The sequence below is a fragment of the Streptomyces sp. NBC_00102 genome (assembly GCF_026343115.1).
Lineage (GTDB): Bacteria > Actinomycetota > Actinomycetes > Streptomycetales > Streptomycetaceae > Streptomyces.
This window is the reverse complement of record NZ_JAPEMC010000001.1, coordinates 2261144-2278595: the sequence shown is the minus strand read 5'-3', so window position 1 is coordinate 2278595 and position 17452 is coordinate 2261144. Positions and strand designations below refer to the sequence as shown.

Here is a 17452-nt window from a genome sequence, read left to right as displayed (position 1 = left end):
CGGGGCGGGGCCCTGAAGCTCTGTACGGCAGGGGAGTTGGGCGCACACGCCAGTGGCAGGATGCGGAGGTTCCGTCACTCCGCGCGGCGCCCGTCCGCGCGGACCGAGCCACTGGAGTCGCCCGTGTCCCGCACAGCCGTGCTGCTGAGAACCCTGACCGTGCTGCTCCTGCTCGCAGTCTTCGGCGCCACCGGTGGGGCGCACGACACCCCCGCGTCGGCGGAGCCCCGGACGGCCCCGGCGGCCGCCACGTCCACGCCCACCGCCACCACCCAGCCCCTGCGCGTCATGACCTGGAACGTCTGCGGCGAAGCGGGCGGCGCCACCCCGCTCGACGCGGGCTACTGCCCGTTCCGCCCGTACGCCGCCCTCAAGGCGGACACCATCGCCAAGGCCGCCCAGCGCAGGGACATCGACGCGCTGCTGCTCCAGGAGATCTGCTTCGACTCGCCCCAGGGCGACAGCCACCTCGACCTGCTCAAGAAAGCCCTCGTCGGCTCCGAGGCACCCCAGAGCCCGCTGTGGGAGTTCGCCGTCGCCCCGATGGAGCGGCCCGACGGGCGCACCGACTGCCGGGGCGACCTGCACGGCACCCTGGGCATCGCGGTCGCGGTGAAGGGCCACATCACCGAGACCACCGTCACCGAACTCGCCGCGCGTTCGTCCGCGTCGAGCCAGTCGAAGATGCTCTGCGTCCGGGTCGACGGCTGGAAGTCCCGGGTGTGCGGGCTGCACATGCCCGCGGGCAAGGCGGACCTGAGCGCCGAGGTCTCCACCGTCCTGGGCGTGGTCGCGGGCGACACCGACCTCGTGGTCGGCGGCGACTTCAACAGCACGTACCCGGCCTCGGCCACCGGCTCCCTGAAGCCGCTCTACGACCGCTTCGCCGAGTGCGACGCCGAGGTCCACACCACCGGGGAGGCGGCGAACGAGCCGACGTTCTACTCCCGCTCCGCCACCGGCACCGACGGCAAGGTCGACTCGGTGACGTACACCCCGCTCAAGCTCGACTACATCTTCTCGACGGCCGGGTTCGCCAACTGCGACTCCTGGACCCAGATGGCCGACCGGGCCGACTACGCGACCACCCTGCTGCCCTCGGGCCTCTCCGACCACGCCCCGCTCTACGGCGGACTCGCCGGGGCCGACGTCCCGATGCTCCCCGGCGCCATGACGACCGTCCCCGCCGCCGACGTCCCCGCCTCGACCGGCTGCTACGGAGGGCCGGTGGGCACCCTGTCCACCCGGACCCCGAAGCTCCAGGCGTACGTCGGCCACACCGACCCGAGCACCCCGGTGCACGGTGAGTTCTCGATCTGGAACAGCTCGGACCAGACCCGGCCCCAGCCCATCGTGATGGGCGAGGCCGGATCGGCCAGCGCGTCCGTCACCGGCTCGGGCACCGTCTCGGTCCAGGTACCGTCCCTCGAACCGGGCTACCGGTACGGATGGCGGGTCCGTTCGAGCGACGCCACCCAGGACTCCGCGATCACGTCGAACTGCTACTTCTGGGTCGCCGCCGACGCGACCTGACCTCCACCCGATGCACGCCGACCCGTCAGGCCGCCGGAGACTTCTTCTCCTGCGGGGCGAACGCGTCGGCGGGCGCGGGCGCGGCGGGCTCCTTCGGCGCGGGTGCGGCGGAAACGGCCGGTGCCGGGTGTGCGGCGGGTGCGGGCGCCGCGGGTGCGGCCGGCGCCTCCTGCCGCGGCTCGGCGGGCGCCTCCACCGGGTCCGGGCCGGGGGCCTGCCGCAGGTCCTGCGGCCCGCCCCCGGCCGGCTCGCCCAGCCCGTCCAGCGCCGCCCTGGCGGCGGGGGCGTCCAGCGGCGAGAAGGCAGGATCGGTGCGCAGGGCCTCCGCCAGATGGCGGCGGGCCGCACCGGTGTCGCCCGACTCCGCCTCCATCATGCCCAGGTGGTAGGCGAACGAGGCGCTGCGGACCCCGCTGTCGGCCGCCTTCAGGGCGAACTCCATCCCCTCCTCCGTCTTCCCGGCCCGGTGCAGCGCCCAGCCCAGCGCGTCCGCGACCTCCGCGCTCCGCCGCTGCTCGTCCCACGCGTCGCGCAGCAGCTCCACCGCCGCCTCCGGGTCGCCGTGGTCGCTCTCGTAACGGGCCAACGGCAGCGACTCGTCCACCCCGTTCCGCTCGGCCGCCGCGGCCATCCTCCGGAACGTCGCGTACTGGCTGGCGGCGTCCCCGTCGAGGTCCGACGACTCGTACAGTTCGGCGAGTTCGAGGGCGTACTCGGGACGCGGGAGGCGCTGCAGCACCTTCTGGTACTCCGCCATCGCCTCGTCGGTACGGCCGAGCGCGGTCAGTGCGCGGGCCCGTCCGGCGAGCGAGACGTGGTGGCCCCGCTCGACGCGGAGCGCCGCGTCGTACTGCGCCAGCGCCTCCCCGGCCTCGCCCCGTTCGCGGGCCAGGTCGCCGAGGCGGTGCAGGGCCTCCGCCTTCTGCGCGGGGGTGGCGGAACGGTCGGCAGCCTCCTGCGCGGCGGCCAGCGCGTCCTCGCGCCAGCCCTGGTTGCGGTACATGTCGGCGGTGCGGCCCAGCGCGGGGGCTCCCTTGCGCAGGGCGGCGAACCGCTCGGTGGCCTTGCCGGCAGCCTCGTAGTCGCCGAGCCCGTCGTACGCGTCGATCAGCGCCGGGTACACCGACCAGAGACCCGGCCCCCTGTCCCGTACCGCCTCGCCCCACTTCTTCGCCGCGAGGAAGTCGTGCCGGGCGTCGGCGAGTTCGGCCAGTCCCACCCAGGCGGCGGCGTTGCCGCGGTCTCCCGGCACGGCCGCCAGCGAGCGCTTCAGGGCCTGTTCGGCGCGCGGGTAGTACGCGAAGTCGGCGGACCGGTGGGCCCATTCCACGTACGCCGAACCGAGCGCCGCCCAGGCCGGGGCGTCCGTGGGGTGGCTCCGCACCCAGCTCTGCCGGTCGCCGATGAGCGCGGTCAGGTCGGAGAGCGAGGCCGGGGCCCCGGCGGTCGCCGCCGACCGGGCCCGGTCCGCCGCTCCGGGCGCCGGGGCCGCGGTGTCCGGAGCGTCCTCCGGCACGGCCGCCAGCGCGCCGGCCACCAGCACCCCGGCGGCCACCGCCCCGACCGCGGCCCGCCGCAGCGAGGTCCGCAGGGTGGGCGGGGGAGTCACGGGCGTTGCCCCGGAGGGGTCCGCCGGCCCGCCCGGCGGGGAGCCGTCGGCCGGGGCGACGGGCGGCCCGCCTTCGGACGGCGCGTCCCGGCCGGGCCCGTCCTGCGGGAAGGGCGGGGCGGACGGCATCGTGCGGGCATCGGGGTCCTGCTGCGGCATGACATCCATACGAGCACCTTGCGTCAGTACGAAGAGCACACCGCGCTCCGGAACAGCCGCCGCAGACGGGTTCACACCATTGGCCGTCGGGTGCCAGGCTGGGGGCATGGACCACCGGGACGATCTCCTCGCACGGCTTCGGGCGGGCCTGCCCGCCGAGGCACTCCTCGTCGACCCCGACGTCACGGCGTCGTACGCCCGCGACATGGCGAGCTTCTGCGACGCGGGGGCGCCCCTGGTGGTCGTGCTCCCGCGCACCGTCGAACAGGTCCAGCACGTCATGCGCACCGCGCACGCGCTGCGCGTCCCCGTGGTGCCGCAGGGTGCCCGCACCGGCCTCTCCGGCGGCGCCAACGCCTCCGAGGGGTGCGTCGTGCTCTCCCTGGTGAAGATGGACCGCATCCTGGAGATCAGCGCGGTCGACCGGATCGCCGTCGTCGAACCGGGCGTCGTCAACGCCGTCCTCTCCCGCGCGGTGGACGCACACGGGCTCTGCTACCCGCCGGACCCCTCCAGCTGGGAGTCGTGCACCATCGGCGGGAACATCGGCACCGCCTCCGGCGGCCTGTGCTGCGTCAAGTACGGCGTCACCGCCGAGTACGTGCTCGGCCTCGACGTCGTCCTCGCCGACGGGCGCCTCCTCACCACCGGCCGCCGCACCGCCAAGGGCGTGGCCGGATACGACCTCACCCGCCTCTTCGTCGGCTCCGAGGGCAGCCTCGGGATCGTCGTCAAGGCCGTCCTCTCGCTCCGCCCCAAGCCGCCGCGCCAACTCGTGCTCGCGGCGGAGTTCCCCTCGGCGAAGGCGGCCTGCGACGCCGTCTGCCGGATCATGGAGCGGGGACACGCCCCGTCACTCCTCGAACTGATGGACCGTACGACGGTCCGCGCGGTGAACGCGACGGCCCACATGGGCCTGCCCGAATCCACCGAGGCCCTCCTCCTCTGCGCCTTCGACACGCCCGACGCGCCCGCCGATCTCGCCGCGGTCGGAGAGCTCTGCACCGAGGCCGGAGCCACCGCGGTGGTCCCCGCCGACGACGTCGCCGAGTCCGAACTCCTGCTCCAGGCGCGGCGGATGTCCCTCCCCGCGCTGGAGACCGTCAAGCCCGCCACGATGATCGACGACGTCTGCGTACCCCGCTCCCGGCTCGGCGCGATGATCGAGGGCACCGCCGCCATCGCCGAGAAGTACGGCCTCACCATCGGCGTCTGCGCCCACGCGGGCGACGGCAACACCCACCCCGTCGTCTGCTTCGACCCCGCCGACCCCGACGAATCCCGCAGGGCGCGCGAGTCCTTCGACGAGATCATGGCGCTCGGCCTCGAACTGGGCGGCACCATCACCGGCGAACACGGCGTGGGCGTCCTCAAGAAGGAGTGGCTGGCCCGGGAACTCGGCCCGGTGGGAATCGAGTTGCAGCGCGGAATCAAGGCCGCCTTCGACCCGCTCGGCATCCTCAACCCGGGCAAGCTCTTCTGAACCACCGGACCGCGTCCACGCACCCCCTCAGGCCTCGTTGCCGTCCTGGGGGGCGTCGTCCGGGCCGAACGGGTCGGCGAGCCACAGGTCGTCGGCGGGCAGCGGCGAGAGCAGCTCGGCGAGTTCCCGGTCGACCAGCTCCCCCCAGGGGCCCTCGCTCTCCGTGCCCGGCGGGACCACGGTGAGGGTCCGCTCCAGCCAGGCCGACACCGAGGCGGACGGAACCTCCAGCAGGGCGTTGCCGTCGGGGGAGCTGAGCGCGACGCAGATGACGTCGCGCCGCCCGACCTTCGTCGGCCAGATCCGCACGTCCCCGTGCCCGCACGGCCGGAACACCCCCTCCATCAGCAACTCCCGCGCGAACGTCCAGTGCACGGGCGACTGGGACCCGACGTGGAAGACGATGTGCACGGCGTACGGGTCGTCCGCCCGGTACGTCAACCGGGCGGGCACCGGAATGGAGCGCTCGGGCGACAGGACCAGCTTCAGTTCCAGCTCACGTTCCACGACGTTGCGCATGAGATGCACGACCTTTCGATGCCCAGGGACCGGTCCCGCGACCGGCCCGCACAAGGAGAGAGCGCGCTCCCCGTCCGCGATGACGCGACTTGAAGAGAAAATCTTCGGCGGGACCTGAAAGTGGCCCAAACGCCAGGACCGGCCCGGGGGAAGGCGGTGGTCTGATAGATGTTGACTCTTGTGTTGCGGCTACGAAGAGATACGGGACCCGCTGATGAGCGCGCCAACTCCGGCACCCGGTGACGACCGCCCCCGTGAGGGGTACTACCCCGATCCCTCCATCCCCGGCTACGTCCGCTACTGGAACGGGGCTTCGTGGGTTCCCGGGACGAGCCGCCCCGCGCCGGGGCAGGACGCGACGGGCCCCGGCGTCACCCCCGGAGCCGTCGTGGAGCCCCACCAGGGCGCGGCCCCGGCCGCCGCCCCCGTGGAGGAGACCGGACCGGTCTTCTTCGACGAGGAGGAAGCGGCCCAGGAGGCCGCCTCGGCGGCCCGGTTCGACCCGTCCCAGCAGGCCCCCGTCCATCCGGGCGGCCTCCCCGTCGAACGCGCCCATCACCCCGAGCCCGCCTCCGCGTGGCAGGCCGACACGTCCCGGCAGGGCGGCTTCGGCAACGACGCCGACCGCCGCGTCTCCTGGGGCGGCGAGCCGGGCGAAGGACAGGTGCCCGGGCAGGGACCCCGCGGAGCCGACCCGCGCGCCTTCGCCGACGCCGGCCCGGACCCGCGCCGCCCGGCCCTGCCGCACGGCGCCGCCCCGGCCGCGCTGCCCGCCGGACGGGACGGCGGCCACGACGGCCCGGTCCACGCCACCCCCGACGCCCGCTCCGGGGACCCGTCCTCCGACGGCGCGGCCGTCCGCGCGGCGGGCCGGGACGCGGTCGCCCCCGCCCCGTCCCCGTACCAGCCACCCGCCGGCCCCCAGCGCCAGCAGCCCGCACGGCAGCAGGGCCCCGCCCCGGTACGCGAACCCTTCCGCACCCCGGGTGCGCAGGCCGGCCCCGGACAGGGCGCCGCCTCCTGGGCCCAGCCACAGCAACCGCCCCAGCAGCAGCAACAGGCCCAGCAGCCGCTTCAGGCCCAGCAGTCGCCGCAGGCGTACCAGCCCCAGGGCGTCCAGCAGGCCGCCCCGCAGGCGTACCAGTCCCCGCGGGCCGCCCCGCAGATCCAGGCCCCGGCCGGCGCCGCGCCGTTCGGCGGGCCGGGTGCGGCCGGGCCTCAGGCCGCGGAGCAGCCCGTCGTGCCGTGGAAGCCGCCGGTGGACGACCCGTTCCAGCAGATGGCCCGCGCCCAGTCCGCGGGCCGGCCCGCCGGGCTCGGACGGCGGCTGGTCGCCCGGCTCTTCGACACGGTGGTGCTGGGGGCGCTCGTCGGCGCGGCCGGATTCCCGCTGGTCACCGCGGCCATCGACCACATGGACGCGAAGATCGAGGCCGCGAAGCTCTCCGGCCGCACGGTGACGGTCCATCTGCTGGACTCCACCACCGCCGGGCAGCTCGGCGGGGCCCTCGCCGCTTTCCTCGTCGTCGGCTTCCTGCTGGAGGCCCTGCCCACCGCGAAGTGGGGCCGGACGCTCGGCAAGAAGCTCCTCGGCATCCAGGTGCGCGACGTCGAGTCCCAGGACGTGCCCACGCTGGGAGCCGCGTTGCGCCGTTGGCTCGTCCACGGTCTCCTCGGGCTGCTGGTGATCGGGGTGTTCGACGCCGCGTGGTGCCTGTTCGACCGCCCGTGGCGCCAGTGCTGGCACGACAAGGCGGCCCGTACTTTCGTGGCGGGCTGACCGCCCGTCATGTGCGGAGGGTGACGGACCGGAGAGCCGGACCGTTACCCGTCCCGTGGGCTGACGGATCGTCACTCGAAAGCACCTGAGCCGTTGCGGGGCGGTGCGGGCCGGGGTGCACTGCCCGCATGAGCAACGACGCGCCGACGCCCGGCCAGCCGCCCGAGGACGACGATCCGTTCCTCAAGAAGCCCCAGGACCCCCCGCCGCCGTCGGGCTCGCCGTACGACAGCGCACCCCCGCCGCCCCCGCCGCCGCCCTACGACCCGGGGCCGTACGACGGCGGCCCGTACGGCGGCGCCGACCCGCTCGCGGGGATGCCGCCGCTCGGTCGGCCGGGCGTGCGGATCCTGGCACGGCTGATCGACTTCCTGATCATCTCGATCCCGCTGTATCTGATCTCGCTGCCCTTCGGCGGCGCGGTCGACGTCACCTCGGACAACGGCGACAGTGACGTGAGCAACGCCGTCACCAACACGTACACCGGCCACCAGCTGATCTGGTCACTGATCGCGCTGGTCTGCTACGTCGGCTACGACACCTACTTCACGCACAAGGACGGCCGCACCCTCGGCAAGCGGCTGCTGAAGCTGCGCGTCGCGATGCTGAGCGACGGCAGCGTACCCGGCACCAACGCCTCGCTGATGCGGGCGGTCGTGCTCTGGCTCCCGGCGCTGCTGTGCTGCCCGTGCCTGTGGTGGCTCATCAACATCGTGCTGATGTTCACCGACAAGCCGTACCGGCAGGGCCTGCAGGACAAGGCGTCCAAGACGGTCGTGGTCAGTGCCGGCTGAGCCGTGCGCCGGCCGCTCCCGTCGGGCCGGCGCGCGGGAGTTCAGCGCCGGGCGTTCCCGCCGACGGGCTCCTCGGCACCGGTGGCGCTCTCCCGGGGCGCGCGGGCGGGCGTCCGGTACGCGCGGGGAGCGTCGGCCGGGACCGAGGCCCGGGCCCTGCGGGCCCTGGGGGCGGTCACCGCCACCAGCAGCCCCAGGGCCAGCGCCGCGAGGCAGATCGCGCCCACCGCGAGCGCCGACGAGGCGCCGGACACCAGCAGCAGGACGAAGGTGACGAGGACGACGGTGGCGCAACCGTAGGCGAGTTGTGCGGCAGTCGGACGCGGCATGGCGGTATCCGTCCTGGAGGTCGTCGGATGAGGACCCGTCCACACGTCGGGACGGCCCCGAACGCAAGGCTCTGGACGTGGATGCCCGTGGGGGCCGTGGATAAGCATGCCCTAACTCACCAAGGACGGTGCACGGGGGGCGCATTGGCTCACGAGCTGTGCCAAGGCGCCCGAAAGACGCGCCGGTTGGCGGAAGAGTGATTGTCCGGATAACGGAAGGCGGCTCCTGCATAGTGCACTTGGTCGGTACAAGTCAAGGTCTGTCTTTTCTCCAGCAACTCCGATCAAATGTCGTCACTTGTGACGCGTCCACGTGCGCGCGGCCCTCAGTCACCCCCTGGCCGCGTAAGCGAACGCCCGGGGAGGACATCAGGTGACCAGTAAGAGAAGCGGCCTCCGTGCTGCCGCAGTTGTCGTGGCCATGGCCGCGAGCGCGGCTACCGCGTCGACGTTCTTCGTCGCGCAGGCAGCGCAGCCGACACCGGCAGGAACGTCCGTCACCGAGAGCCGTGACCCGGCTCCGGAGAAGGCCGAGGAGCACAACCTCGAAGGCCCGTTCAGCGAGAAGCAGAACAGTGAGCGCCAGGCAGCCCTGGAGCAGGTCATCTCGGGCGACAAGAAGGTGACCGAACGCGGCGGTTCCAAGGTCGTCAAGCTCGACGACAAGAAGTACGTCGAACTCGGCCGCGAGAAGACCGACAAGATCTTCACCATCCTGGTCGAGTTCGGCGACCAGGTGGACAACTCGACGATGTACGACCCCGACGGCTCCGGCCCCGAGGCGCCCGTCGTCAAGTTCGGCGGCACGCCGGGTCCGGCGCACAACCAGATCGCCCAGCCCGACCCGAAGAAGGACAACAGCACCGCCTGGCAGGCCGATTACAACCAGGCGCACTTCCAGGAGCTGTACTTCGGCACCAGCGCGTCCTCCAACTCGCTGACCAAGTACTACGAGAAGACCTCGTCCGGCCGCTACTCGGTCAACGGCGAAGTCTCCGACTGGGTCAAGATCCCTTACAACGAGGCCCGTTACGGATCCAACTACTGCGGCGCCAGCAGCTGCGCCAGCGTGTGGGACGCCGTCCGCGACGGTGTCAACGCCTGGGCCGCCGACCAGAAGGCCAAGGGCTCCACCACCGAGCAGATCAAGGCCGACCTGGCCCAGTACGACCAGTGGGACCGCTACGACTACGACGCCGACGGCAACTTCAACGAGCCCGACGGTTACATCGACCACTTCCAGATGGTCCACGCCGGCGAGGACGAGTCGGCGGGCGGCGGTGTCCAGGGCGAGAACGCCATCTGGGCGCACCGCTGGTACGCGTACGGCACCAACGCCGGGGCGACCGGACCGACGGGCAACAAGGCGGGTGGCGCGCAGATCGGCGACACCGGCATCTGGGTCGGTGACTACACCGTGCAGCCCGAAAACGGCGGACTGGGCGTCTTCGCCCACGAGTACGCCCACGACCTCGGCCTGCCGGACCTCTACGACACCTCCGGCGGCGGCGAGAACTCGGTCGGCTTCTGGTCCCTGATGTCGGCGGGCTCCTGGCTCGGACGCGGTCAGGGCGAGATCGGCGACACCCCCGGCGACATGACCGCCTGGGACAAGCTGCAGCTCGGCTGGCTGGACTACGACACCGCGAAGGCGGCGACCAAGTCCACGCACAAGCTCGGCGTTTCGGAGTACAACACGGCCAACAAGCAGGCGCTGGTCGTCAATCTCCCCGACAAGGAGGTCACCACCTCCGTCGTCACCCCGGCCCAGGGCACCAAGCAGTGGTGGAGCGGCAGCGGCGACAACCTGTCCAACACGCTGACCCGTTCGGTCGACCTGACCGGCAAGACGTCCGCCTCGCTCGACTTCTCGGGCTGGTACGACATCGAGGCCGAGTACGACTACCTCTACACCGAGGTCTCCACCGACGGCGGCGCCAACTGGACCGCGATCGACGGCACGGTGGACGGCAAGGAGCTGCCGCGCGACGCCAGCGACAAGCCCGGTCTGACCGACACCTCCGGCGCCTACAAGAAGCTGTCGTTCCCGCTCGACGCCTACGCGGGCAAGAAGATCGACCTCCGCTTCCGCTACGCCTCCGACGGCGGAGTGGCCGGCAAGGGCTTCACCGCCGACGCCCTCACCATCAGCGCCGACGGTGCCGTCATCTTCTCGGACGACGCCGAGGGCGACGACAACGGCTGGACGTCGAAGGGCTTCTCGCGGATCGGCGCGTCGTTCACCAACGACTACCCGCAGTACTACATCGCCGAGAACCGCCAGTACACCTCGTACGACGAGACCCTCAAGGTCGGCCCGTACAACTTCGGCTTCTCCACCACCCGCCCGGACTGGGTCGAGCACTACGCCTACCAGAACGGCCTGATGGTCTGGCTCTGGGACACCTCGCAGGCGGACAACAACACCTCCACCCACCCGGGTGAGGGCCTCATCCTGCCGGTCGACTCGCACGCCAAGCCGCTCAAGTGGACCGACGGAACGATCCTGCGGAACAAGATCCAGCCGTTCGACGCCCCGTTCAGCTGGTACCCCAACCAGGGCTTCACGCTGCACAACGCGGACGTGGCACTGAAGATCAAGCCGACGCTGGGCGTCCCGCTCTTCGACGACCACAAGGGCACCTACTGGTACGCGGAGAACCCGACCGGAAGCGTGAAGGTCTCTGACACCAACACGCGCCTCACCATCGTCGACGAGCCGCTCAACGGCTCGACGATCACCGTGAAGGTCGGCCCCTCGACCAAGTAATCCGCATCACCGCAGGTCACAACATGATCGGCCGTTGCCCTCTGGCGGGCAGCGGCCGATCGTGTTTAGGTGCCTGTTATTCCGATCCTTATTGACACGACGTCTCACGGGGGAGCGCGAACCATGGCAGGCGGAGGATTCAGCAGATTGCCGGACGGCTCGGTGGTGGTGGCACTCACCCTGGCCCGTCCGCCCCACGGGGCCCGTCCCGGCGCCCCCGTACGCGTACTCGTCCACGCGGCGAACCGGGCCCGCGCCCTCACCCGGCTGCGCAACCTCGGGCTGCGGGCCGTCTACCTCCGCGGCAACAGCCAGCCGCCCACCCCGGACGAGATCACCGCGGTGCTGCACCATCCGGACGGGCTGCTCTGGCGGGACGCCCCGCAGGCCGCCCAGGAGCTCTGGCACCCCATACGCGCGCTGATGGGCCCGGCCGGACACCCCGGCCCGGCCAGGCCCGCCGCGTAGCGCCCGTCCCGGCGACGGGACCGCGACGCCTCACTCCGGCCGGGCGACGACCGGCTCGCCGGACAGCTCCACACCCGCCGCGCGGAGCTCCTCCAGGGCCCGCACGGTGGTGGGCGCCGCGACGCCCGCCGTCAGGTCGAGCAGGACATGGGTGGTGAAGCCCTCGCGTGCGGCGTCCAGCGCGGTCGCCCGCACGCAGTGGTCGGTGGCGATGCCGACCACGTCGACCTCGGTGACCCCGTGGTCCCGGAGCCACTGGGCCAGCCCCACCTCGTTCTCGTCGAGCCCTTCGAAACCGCTGTACGCCGCCGCGTACGCCCCCTTGTCGAACACCGCGTCGATCGCCCCGGAGGCGACCGCGGGCGCGAAGTTCGGGTGGAAGCCCACGCCCTCCGTGCCGGCGACGCAGTGCACCGGCCAGGAGTGCTCGAAATCGGGCGTGGCCGAGAAGTGGTCGCCCGGGTCGACGTGGTGGTCACGGGTGGCCACCACGTGGCGGTAACCGGCCTGGGCCTCACCGATCAGATCGGTGATCGCGGCGGCGACGTCGGCGCCACCGGCCACGGCGAGGCTGCCGCCCTCACAGAAGTCGTTCTGAACGTCCACGACGATCAACGCGCGGTGCATGGCGGGTGTCCTTCGGGTGGGGGAGCGGATGACGGGCGGGGGGTGGGTCCGAGCACCGAGCCTAGGCAATCGGGCGCGGGCCCGGGAGGCGTTGGTGCCCTCCGGTACGGACCGGCCGGCCGGCCCGCCCTCAGACGTACTCGGTCGGCAGCACCGGCTCGCCCCGGGACAGCTGCAGCGCCGACATCGGGAGCGCCTCGCGCGCCGCGATGTGCCGCTCGCGCGCCGCGTCCAGCGACTCCCGGGCCACCACCTCGCCCCCGCGCACCAGCTCCACCAGGAGCTGCGTACCGGCCAGCTCCGCCGGTACGGGACCGGTACCGATCACCTCGGCCTCCGCGATGCCCCGCGCGTCCAGCCGGCGGGCCGCCCACTTGCGCCCGCCCACCGACGACTTGGCACCCAGCGACTTCTTCGCCACCGGCAGCAGCGGGTCGGCCGGATCGGCGGAGCCGGCCCGCGCCACCAGCTTGTAGACCATCGAGCAGGTCGGACTGCCACTCCCGGTGACCAGCTGGGTACCCACCCCGTACGCGTCCACCGGAGCGGCGGCCAGCGAGGCGATGGCGTACTCGTCCAGGTCCGAGGTGACCACGATCTTGGTCTCCGTCGCACCCAGTTCGTCCAGCTGCTGCCGCACCCGGTGCGCGACCAGCAGCAGGTCGCCGGAGTCGATGCGCACGGCCCCCAGCTCGGGCCCGGCGATCTCCACGGCCGCCCGGACCGCCTCGGCGACGTCGTAGGTGTCCACCAGCAGCGTGGTGCCCCGGCCCAGCGAATCCACCTGCGCCCGGAAGGCGTCCCGCTCGGTGTCGTGGAGCAGGGTGAAGGCGTGCGCGCTGGTGCCCACGGTCGGGATGCCCCAGCGGAAGCCCGCCGCCAGGTCGGAGGTGGTGTGGAAGCCGCCCACGTACGCGGAGCGGGCGGACGCGACCGCCGCCAGCTCGTGCGTGCGGCGCGCGCCCATCTCGATGAGGTTGCGGCCGCCGGCGGCCGCCGACATCCGGGACGCGGCGGCGGCGATGGCCGAGTCGTGGTTGAGGATCGACAGCACCACCGTCTCCAGCAGCACGCACTCGGCGAAGGAGCCCTCCACCCGGAGCACCGGCGAACCGGGGAAGTAGACCTCGCCCTCCGGATAGCCCCAGATGTCACCGCTGAAGCGGAAGCCCGCCAGCCATTCGAGGGTCGGCTCGTCCACGATCTCCTGCTGGCGCAGGAAGGCGATCATCTCGTCGTCGAAGTGGAAGTTCTCCACGGCATCCAGCACCCGTCCGGTCCCCGCGAGGACGCCGTAGCGCCGCCCCTCGGGCAGTCGCCGGGTGAACGCCTCGAAGACGGAGCGGCGGTCGGCCGTGCCCGCCTTGAGGGCCGCCTGCACCATCGTGAGTTCGTACTGGTCGGTGAAGAGTGCGGTCGACGGCACACCGACCCGTCGCCCCAGGTCCGCTGAGTTCATGGCAGGGATGCTACTCCACATCTCGTCAAAGTGACGAAATGTGGGTCGGTTTGTGCGCGGTGCCCCGTCGAGTGGCAGCATGGGAGGGGTGAGCGTCGCTTCCCCCGTAGAAATCGAACGTCCCGAGTCGGCCGAAGAGACCTTCGCCGTCCCCGAGCCCGACGTCCCCTGGGTGACGCTGGTGCACAACGACCCCGTCAACCTCATGAGCTACGTGACGTACGTCTTCCAGGCGTACTTCGGCTACTCCAAGGACAAGGCCCACAAACTCATGCTCGACGTGCACCACAAGGGCCGCGCCGTCGTCTCCAGCGGAAGCCGCGAGGAGATGGAGCGGGACGTCCAGGCCATGCACGGCTACGGCCTCTGGGCCACGCTCACCCAGGACCGCAACTAGAGCGTTCGTCCCCGAACCGCCCCCGACCTTCCGCCCCACCACCATCGGAGACCCCATGGCCGGCCACTTCGAGGCCACCCCCGACGGCGGCGCGGCCGTCGCGCTCGACGAGGTGGAGATCTCCATCCTGCGCTCCCTCGCCGTACAGCTCCTCGAACTCGTCGGGCCCGGGGACGACGCCGCCGAGGGATCGGACCCGCTCGCCGCGCTCTTCGCCGAAGGCCCCAGCGAGCCCCCCTCGGACCCCGCCCTCGCCCGCCTCTTCCCCGACGCGTACGGCGACGACGACAAGGAACTGCGCGAGGCGTCCTCGGAGTTCCGCCGCTTCACCGAGATCGACCTGCGCGCCCGCAAGCGCGAGGACGCCCTCGCCGTCGTCCGCTCCCTCGCCTCCGGCGCCTCCGGCGCCTCCGGCGCCTCCGACGTTTCCGGTGAGGGCGGCGGTGACGAGGAAGAAGGCGAAGGCGGCGGCGAGCTCCGACTCACCGCCGACCAGGCCCGCCAGTGGCTCGGCACCCTCAACGACCTGCGCCTGACCATCGGTACCCGGCTGGAGGTCAGCGACGAGGACCAGGGCCAGGAGGGCTCCCTCTACCGGCTCCCCGACAGCGACCCCCGCAAGCCGATGGTGCTCGCCTACCTCTGGCTCGGCGCCCTCCAGGAAACGCTCCTCGAAGCGCTGATGCCCTGACCCCTGCCGGTACGCCCGGGCGGCCCCGCACCGCACGGCCGACGGCTCAGGCGACCCTCAAATCCGCATAACGATCACGTCACCCGGACGGCCGCTTTTGCAGTGGCCGGAAACACTTGTCCGCTTTTTCCTGTGGTCTGCGCCACAGAATGTCCGAGGGTGTCCCGACATGGCCGTGATAAATCTTCACGACCGCCGGGGGCGCCATCCCTGTTCCCGGAGGCGCTGTCCGCCGGCCGACCGCCGGCGGCACTCCATCCATTTCCGGGGGGGAACAGGACACGGTCCGCGGCCCCACACGGTCGCGGTCCGTCGTGGAGAAAGGCGCAGCACCATGACATCCGCAGAGGTCGACAGCGGGCAGCCCGAGCGGGACGCCACGGACGCCCACGGGAGCGGCGAGGGGTACCAGCGAGGCCTGGGCGCCCGCCAGATCCAGATGATCGCCATCGGCGGAGCCATCGGCACCGGGCTCTTCCTCGGCGCGGGCCGGGCCATCGCCAAGGCCGGGCCCAGCCTGATCCTCGCCTACGCGGTCGCGGGCCTGGTCATCTTCTTCATCATGCGTGCCCTCGGCGAACTCCTCATGTACCGGCCCGTGTCGGGCTCCTTCTCCGAGTACGCGCGCGAATTCGTGGGCCCCTTCGCCGGGTTCGTCACCGGCTGGACCTACTGGCTCTTCTGGGTCGTCACCGGAATCACCGAAGTGACCGCCGGGGCGCAGTACATGACGTACTGGTTCGACATTCCGCAGTGGGTCTCCGCACTCTTCTTCACCCTCGTCCTCTACGCCGTCAACCTCATCTCCGTGAAGGTCTTCGGCGAGCTCGAATTCTGGTTCTCGATGGTCAAGGTGACCGCCATCGTCGGCATGATCCTCATCTGCGCCGGAATTCTCACCCTGGGCTTCTCCGACGCGGGAGACACCGCCTCGGTCACCCACCTCTGGTCCGAAGGCGGCTTCTTCCCGCACGGCATCAGCGGCACACTGATGACCCTGCAGATCGTCATGTTCGCCTTCCTGGCCGTCGAGTTGGTCGGCGTCACCGCGGGGGAGTCCAAGGACCCGAAGACCGTCCTGCCCAAGGCGATCAACACCGTGCCCTGGCGCATCGCCGTCTTCTACGTCGGCGCGCTCATCATGATCCTGTCGGTGGTGCCGTGGTCCGAATTCCAGCCCGCTGTTTCCCCGTTCGTCGCCGCCTTCGAGAAGATGGGCCTCGGCATCGGCGCCGGGATCGTCAACTTCGTCGTCCTCACCGCCGCGCTGTCCTCCTGCAACTCCGGTATGTACTCCACCGGCCGCATGCTCCGCGACCTCGCCCTCAACGGCCAGGGCCCCCGCGCCTTCACCCGGCTCACCCGCAGCGGCACCCCGCTCGTCGGCACCACCTTCTCGGCCGCCCTCATGATGGCCGGCGTCTGGATCAACTACCAATGGCCCGGGCAGGCGTTCACCTACGTCGTCTCCTTCGCCACCATCTCCGGCATGTGGGCCTGGATCATGATCCTCGTCTGCCAGCTGCGCTACCGCGCCCGCGCCGACCGGGGTGAACTCCCGCACTCCACGTTCCGGGCCCCCGGCTCCCCGTACGCCAGTGTCTTCGCGCTCGCCTTCATCGGCATGGTCGTCGTGATGATGGCCGTCGACAAGGACGCCCGGATCTCGCTCTACTGCGCACCGTTCTGGGCGCTGCTGCTCGGCGTCTCGTACCTGGTGCTCAGGGCGCGCGACCCGCAGAACGCGGCCTTCGCCAAGCGCTGACCCCGGGCCCCACGACCCCGCGCCGGATGCTCCGTCCCGGTGCCCAACACCCCACCGTGCGCGGCGCCCAGCGCTCCCGCCGCACCTTCGACCCTCTCTCCCACGGACCGCCCGGCCGCCCCAACGGCCCCGGCGGCCGGCCGGGTCCCGGCCCACCGCACCTCGTCGGGCCGGGACCCGCTTGCCTATCCTGGGCGCCATGCTGACCCTCACCCAGGCCCTGTACGACCAGATCGTCGCCCACGCCCGCGCCGACCACCCCGACGAGGCGTGCGGCGTGGTCGCGGGACCGGCCGGCACGGGCCGCGCCGAGCGCTTCATCCCGATGCTCAACGCCGCCCGCTCGCCCACGTTCTACGAGTTCGACTCGGGCGATCTCCTCAAGCTCTACCGCGAGATGGACGACCGCGACGAGGAGCCGGTCGTCGTCTACCACTCGCACACCGCGACCGAGGCCTACCCCTCGCGCACCGACGTGACCTACGCCAACGAGCCGGAAGCGCACTACGTCCTCGTCTCCACCGCCGACACCGACGAAGCGGGCCCGTTCCAGTTCCGCTCGTACCGCATCGTGGACGGTGTGATCACCGAGGAGGACGTGGAGATCGTCGCCTCCTCCTGAGACGGCCTCCGGACGCGGTTCCGGAGCCGGTGCGCAGGCGCCGCACCGGAACGCACGGGCGGCGGGACCCCGGTGGTCCCGCCGTCTCCGTGCGTCCGGGCCGCCGACGGGGGCATGCGGAGGCCCCGCGCGGGTCCGCGGGACCCGGCGAGGGTCCGAAGTCCGCATGGCGAACGGTTCTGTTCCGCGATGTGAGATCACACTCGGGTTTCCCGAACGGGAATCGATACGATGACCGCATGGTTTCTCATGACGTGAGCGAAATGACGCCGGGCACCCCGCTCGTCGCGCGGCTGCACGTCGACCTGTGCAGGCTTTCCAGTGCGATCTGTCCCGGTCGCAGCCTGCCCACCGGGCCCGCGGCCTGAGTACCGGCCCGAGCGCCCCACCACACGCACCACCACCCGCGCGGGTGCTGAAACGCGCGCCACGCCACCCCGCTTCCGA

16 protein-coding genes are annotated in these 17452 nt (G+C 71.9%); 11 read left to right on the top strand and 5 right to left on the bottom strand.

The annotated features are described in order from the left end of the window. Positions 1–123 precede the first annotated feature (123 nt). A complete protein-coding gene (locus tag OHA55_RS10030; RefSeq protein ID WP_266704884.1) occupies positions 124–1533 on the top strand; it encodes an endonuclease/exonuclease/phosphatase family protein in 1410 nt (469 codons plus the stop codon). Between the two features lie 25 nt (positions 1534–1558). On the opposite strand, the gene OHA55_RS10025 is transcribed toward OHA55_RS10030, so the two are convergent. Continuing rightward, positions 1559–3310 (bottom strand): tetratricopeptide repeat protein, encoded by a 1752-nt coding sequence (locus tag OHA55_RS10025; protein WP_266704882.1) that lies wholly within the window; start codon positions 3308–3310, stop codon positions 1559–1561. 97 nt (positions 3311–3407) lie between these two features. Between OHA55_RS10025 and OHA55_RS10020 the strand changes: the two genes are divergently transcribed. After that, entirely contained in the window at positions 3408–4784 is a 1377-nt protein-coding gene (locus OHA55_RS10020; RefSeq protein ID WP_266704880.1) for an FAD-binding oxidoreductase, read from the top strand. Positions 4785–4811: 27 nt separating this feature from the next. Here OHA55_RS10020 and OHA55_RS10015 read toward each other — a convergent pair whose 3' ends face one another. Beyond that, entirely contained in the window at positions 4812–5303 is a 492-nt protein-coding gene (locus OHA55_RS10015; protein ID WP_266704878.1) for an SsgA family sporulation/cell division regulator, read from the bottom strand. A 214-nt stretch (positions 5304–5517) separates the two neighbouring features. Here OHA55_RS10015 and OHA55_RS10010 point away from each other — a divergent pair, with 214 nt between their 5' ends. Both OHA55_RS10010 and OHA55_RS10005 read left to right on the top strand, forming a co-directional pair. Beyond that, entirely contained in the window at positions 5518–7083 is a 1566-nt protein-coding gene (locus OHA55_RS10010) for an RDD family protein (RefSeq protein ID WP_266704876.1), read from the top strand. 128 nt (positions 7084–7211) lie between these two features. After that, positions 7212–7877, top strand: a complete 666-nt coding sequence (locus OHA55_RS10005; RefSeq protein WP_266704874.1) for an RDD family protein — start codon at positions 7212–7214, stop codon at positions 7875–7877. Between the two features lie 41 nt (positions 7878–7918). Here the strand turns inward: OHA55_RS10005 and OHA55_RS10000 are convergent, their stop codons facing one another. After that, positions 7919–8206 carry a hypothetical protein gene (locus OHA55_RS10000; protein WP_266704872.1) on the bottom strand — a complete coding sequence of 96 codons (288 nt, stop codon included), beginning with the start codon at positions 8204–8206 and terminating at the stop codon, positions 7919–7921. Between the two features lie 373 nt (positions 8207–8579). Between OHA55_RS10000 and OHA55_RS09995 the strand changes: the two genes are divergently transcribed. Together OHA55_RS09995 and OHA55_RS09990 are read left to right on the top strand one after the other, a co-directional pair. Further along, positions 8580–10976: an immune inhibitor A domain-containing protein gene (locus OHA55_RS09995; protein WP_266704870.1), complete on the top strand. Its 2397-nt coding sequence runs from the start codon at positions 8580–8582 to the stop codon at positions 10974–10976. A gap of 123 nt (positions 10977–11099) precedes the next feature. Further along, positions 11100–11444 carry a hypothetical protein gene (locus tag OHA55_RS09990; protein ID WP_266704868.1) on the top strand — a complete coding sequence of 115 codons (345 nt, stop codon included), beginning with the start codon at positions 11100–11102 and terminating at the stop codon, positions 11442–11444. Positions 11445–11474: 30 nt separating this feature from the next. Here the strand turns inward: OHA55_RS09990 and OHA55_RS09985 are convergent, their stop codons facing one another. Together OHA55_RS09985 and OHA55_RS09980 are read right to left on the bottom strand one after the other, a co-directional pair. Then, on the bottom strand, positions 11475–12071 hold the full coding sequence (locus OHA55_RS09985) for an isochorismatase family protein (protein WP_266704866.1): 597 nt from the start codon (positions 12069–12071) through the stop codon (positions 11475–11477). Between the two features lie 130 nt (positions 12072–12201). Beyond that, the gene (locus OHA55_RS09980; RefSeq protein ID WP_266704864.1) at positions 12202–13530 is read right to left on the bottom strand and encodes a nicotinate phosphoribosyltransferase; all 1329 of its coding nucleotides are present in this window, start codon (positions 13528–13530) and stop codon (positions 12202–12204) included. A 79-nt stretch (positions 13531–13609) separates the two neighbouring features. Between OHA55_RS09980 and clpS the strand changes: the two genes are divergently transcribed. The 5 genes from clpS (at position 13610) to OHA55_RS09955 (ending at position 17373) form a co-directional block, all read left to right on the top strand. Beyond that, positions 13610–13927 (top strand): ATP-dependent Clp protease adapter ClpS, encoded by a 318-nt coding sequence (clpS, locus tag OHA55_RS09975; RefSeq protein ID WP_266704862.1) that lies wholly within the window; start codon positions 13610–13612, stop codon positions 13925–13927. Positions 13928–13982: 55 nt separating this feature from the next. Further along, positions 13983–14618 (top strand): DUF2017 domain-containing protein, encoded by a 636-nt coding sequence (locus tag OHA55_RS09970; protein WP_266704860.1) that lies wholly within the window; start codon positions 13983–13985, stop codon positions 14616–14618. A gap of 334 nt (positions 14619–14952) precedes the next feature. Next, the gene (locus OHA55_RS09965; RefSeq protein WP_266704858.1) at positions 14953–16383 is read left to right on the top strand and encodes an amino acid permease; all 1431 of its coding nucleotides are present in this window, start codon (positions 14953–14955) and stop codon (positions 16381–16383) included. 199 nt (positions 16384–16582) lie between these two features. Next, positions 16583–17005 carry a M67 family metallopeptidase gene (locus tag OHA55_RS09960; RefSeq protein WP_266704856.1) on the top strand — a complete coding sequence of 141 codons (423 nt, stop codon included), beginning with the start codon at positions 16583–16585 and terminating at the stop codon, positions 17003–17005. 239 nt (positions 17006–17244) lie between these two features. Continuing rightward, a complete protein-coding gene (locus OHA55_RS09955) occupies positions 17245–17373 on the top strand; it encodes a putative leader peptide (RefSeq protein WP_266711212.1) in 129 nt (42 codons plus the stop codon). The last annotated feature ends 79 nt before the right edge of the window (positions 17374–17452 follow it).

What these genes read in the sequence shown, in the direction of transcription:
- OHA55_RS10010 (WP_266704876.1), top strand. Translation starts at nt 5,518, where the DNA reads ATGAGCGCGCCAACTCCGGCACCCGGTGACGACCGCCCCCGTGAGGGG.
- clpS (WP_266704862.1), top strand. Translation starts at nt 13,610, where the DNA reads ATGGGAGGGGTGAGCGTCGCTTCCCCCGTAGAAATCGAACGTCCCGAG.
- OHA55_RS10020 (WP_266704880.1), top strand. Translation starts at nt 3,408, where the DNA reads ATGGACCACCGGGACGATCTCCTCGCACGGCTTCGGGCGGGCCTGCCC.
- OHA55_RS10000 (WP_266704872.1), bottom strand. Translation starts at nt 8,206, where the DNA reads ATGCCGCGTCCGACTGCCGCACAACTCGCCTACGGTTGCGCCACCGTC.
- OHA55_RS09955 (WP_266711212.1), top strand. Translation starts at nt 17,245, where the DNA reads ATGGTTTCTCATGACGTGAGCGAAATGACGCCGGGCACCCCGCTCGTC.
- OHA55_RS10005 (WP_266704874.1), top strand. Translation starts at nt 7,212, where the DNA reads ATGAGCAACGACGCGCCGACGCCCGGCCAGCCGCCCGAGGACGACGAT.
- OHA55_RS09990 (WP_266704868.1), top strand. Translation starts at nt 11,100, where the DNA reads ATGGCAGGCGGAGGATTCAGCAGATTGCCGGACGGCTCGGTGGTGGTG.
- OHA55_RS09970 (WP_266704860.1), top strand. Translation starts at nt 13,983, where the DNA reads ATGGCCGGCCACTTCGAGGCCACCCCCGACGGCGGCGCGGCCGTCGCG.
- OHA55_RS09960 (WP_266704856.1), top strand. Translation starts at nt 16,583, where the DNA reads ATGCTGACCCTCACCCAGGCCCTGTACGACCAGATCGTCGCCCACGCC.
- OHA55_RS10025 (WP_266704882.1), bottom strand. Translation starts at nt 3,310, where the DNA reads ATGGATGTCATGCCGCAGCAGGACCCCGATGCCCGCACGATGCCGTCC.
- OHA55_RS09985 (WP_266704866.1), bottom strand. Translation starts at nt 12,071, where the DNA reads ATGCACCGCGCGTTGATCGTCGTGGACGTTCAGAACGACTTCTGTGAG.
- OHA55_RS09965 (WP_266704858.1), top strand. Translation starts at nt 14,953, where the DNA reads ATGACATCCGCAGAGGTCGACAGCGGGCAGCCCGAGCGGGACGCCACG.
- OHA55_RS10015 (WP_266704878.1), bottom strand. Translation starts at nt 5,303, where the DNA reads ATGCGCAACGTCGTGGAACGTGAGCTGGAACTGAAGCTGGTCCTGTCG.
- OHA55_RS09980 (WP_266704864.1), bottom strand. Translation starts at nt 13,530, where the DNA reads ATGAACTCAGCGGACCTGGGGCGACGGGTCGGTGTGCCGTCGACCGCA.